Origin of the sequence: Caldanaerovirga acetigignens, assembly GCF_900142995.1 — a bacterium.
Classification (GTDB): domain Bacteria; phylum Bacillota; class Thermosediminibacteria; order Thermosediminibacterales; family Thermosediminibacteraceae; genus Fervidicola; species Fervidicola acetigignens.
Genome location: NZ_FRCR01000030.1, coordinates 1 through 1,838, shown reverse-complemented (window position 1 = coordinate 1,838; position 1,838 = coordinate 1). Strand labels below are relative to the sequence as shown.

Genomic DNA, 1,838 nt, shown 5'->3' with positions numbered 1-1,838 from the left:
CCACTTTTGGAATTAGTGCAGGGGTTAGGGCAAGTGCAGATGTAACCGCTTTTTCCTCGTTTAGTCAAAGGACATACCCATTTAATCCGATTTCTGGACTTACAAAAGGCAGCGTATTTAAACTTTAAACCGGGATTTTTGAGACACAACGGGATACCTTAGTAAGGATAAGAGATGACTTAAAATACAGGACGAACGCACCGCTAATTTTAATAGATACTAGCCATCTTGACTATTACAAAGGTTATAAAACACGTCACTATGTTACGGTGTGTGGATATCTTAACAATAAAAATACTGGTGAAAAAGAATTGTACATTGTTGATCCTAATAATAAAGATGAATATAGAGGATATCATTGGGAAAAATTAGAAAATGTCTTTAATGCAGTGGAACAAGCTGATAAAGATGACACAAATTATGTGATGTTGTATTAAGGAAAGGAAGAAAAGATTATGGACATAAAACGATTAATTGCCTTTTTTATAATCCTATCTTCATTTCTTTATGGTTGCAGGCAACGTCCATAAAAAAGCTCATCAGAATGAAGCCGTAACGAAAGTTGAGTTTTTATATGCCGACTTTTTTACTCCTGCCATTGTCGACGATCCCCTTTTCGTGGCGGTTAAGAGCAAAAAAGCAAAAGATGACATGTGCGACATACTGATAGAGCGCAATATAAAGACGGGAGAAGAGAAATTAGTATTTGAATCAAAATATGAGCTTGGCAATGTTCAATGTGTAAAAGCGAACGAAAAATGGCTCGTATGGGCTGATGGAGATGTATGGGGTTCGGAAGTAAAATTTTATGCGAAGAACCTCAAAAACGGGTGAAGTAAAGTTAATATACTCGCAGGGCGAAAAAGAATCAATTACTGTTCCGGAACTGTGGCGAGACTACCTTGTCTGGGCAACCGATTACGATGCCACAGACGGTAATAGAATATCCGAGATAGTTCTGTTAAACTTGGAAAATGGTCAGATGAAAAAAGTTGGGACTATAAGAAACACTTGTTTTATTAATGATTTTGTCAGCATTAATAATGGGAGGATAATATGGGCTGACATATAAACACTTCAAAAACAACAAGTTATGAAGTACCGGGAAACATCATAGGTGTGGCGTGCTTAGTAGAAGGTAAAATATATTCTGTAGATCTTAAATACGGGACGGAATATCCTACAGAGAATAAATTATATGTGTATGATTTGGCTACTAATGAGCATAAAATCGTTGATGAAAATATAACTAGGCTGAGAGTTTTTAATAATGGATTGGCTTATAAAAAGGATAAATGGAAGATTTATTTAAACCATAAAAATTTGCGACCAGTGGATTTAGATTTAGGATTTGAGCCACTTGATTATTATGTGACCGGAGAAGGCAAATATTTAGTAACAGGGCAGAGTTTTTTTGAGGAACAAAGAAGCGTTATATATATCATTTATCCGGAAATGATTTTGAATTGATGAAAATGCAACTATTAAAAATGGAAAAGCGGATGTGAATGTTCTGCTGACAAGTTTTTTAGCGATTTGAGTTGGGGAGAAACCTTCTTTTAGAAGGGCAGAAATTTTCCCTCTTTCATAAGGTGTTAGGTGTTTAAAAGTGCGAGGTGATGTGCGAGGTGATGTGGTATACTCTTGAGTAAGAACCATAGCTGAAACCCTTCTTGATGTTAGTTTTAGTCAACCAACATCATATTGGGTTTCACGCTATGGTTCAACTATTTTTTGGTGTCACATTTAATTTTTCAATTAACTGAGCAACTCCTATTAAAATCAAAAGAAGATAAATTATTGACACATTTACCTACATAATGTAGAATAAAATTAAA

3 protein-coding genes and 1 pseudogene are annotated in these 1,838 nt (G+C 35.1%); 3 read left to right on the top strand and 1 reads right to left on the bottom strand.

Annotation, left to right across the window (positions count from 1 at the left end; translation table 11 throughout):
• The first annotated feature begins 269 nt into the window (after window positions 1-269).
• From BUB66_RS12465 to BUB66_RS12265, 3 genes are all read left to right on the top strand, one after another.
• Window positions 270-437 (top strand): hypothetical protein, encoded by a 168-nt coding sequence (locus tag BUB66_RS12465; RefSeq protein ID WP_206744214.1) that lies wholly within the window; start codon window positions 270-272, stop codon window positions 435-437.
• A gap of 70 nt (window positions 438-507) precedes the next feature.
• Window positions 508-834, top strand: a complete 327-nt coding sequence (locus tag BUB66_RS11750) for a hypothetical protein (RefSeq protein ID WP_073258726.1) — start codon at window positions 508-510, stop codon at window positions 832-834.
• Between the two features lie 285 nt (window positions 835-1,119).
• Entirely contained in the window at window positions 1,120-1,470 is a 351-nt protein-coding gene (locus BUB66_RS12265) for a hypothetical protein (RefSeq protein ID WP_188092905.1), read from the top strand.
• Window positions 1,471-1,521: 51 nt separating this feature from the next.
• On the opposite strand, the pseudogene BUB66_RS12690 reads toward BUB66_RS12265, so the two are convergent.
• Window positions 1,522-1,659: pseudogene (locus BUB66_RS12690) on the bottom strand (IS30 family transposase); the annotation flags it as partial.
• Between the last annotated feature and the right edge of the window lie 179 nt (window positions 1,660-1,838).

Bases quoted from the DNA above. Each gene is read 5' to 3' on its own strand.
- BUB66_RS11750 (WP_073258726.1), top strand. From the start codon at position 508: ATGGTTGCAGGCAACGTCCATAAAAAAGCTCATCAGAATGAAGCCGTA.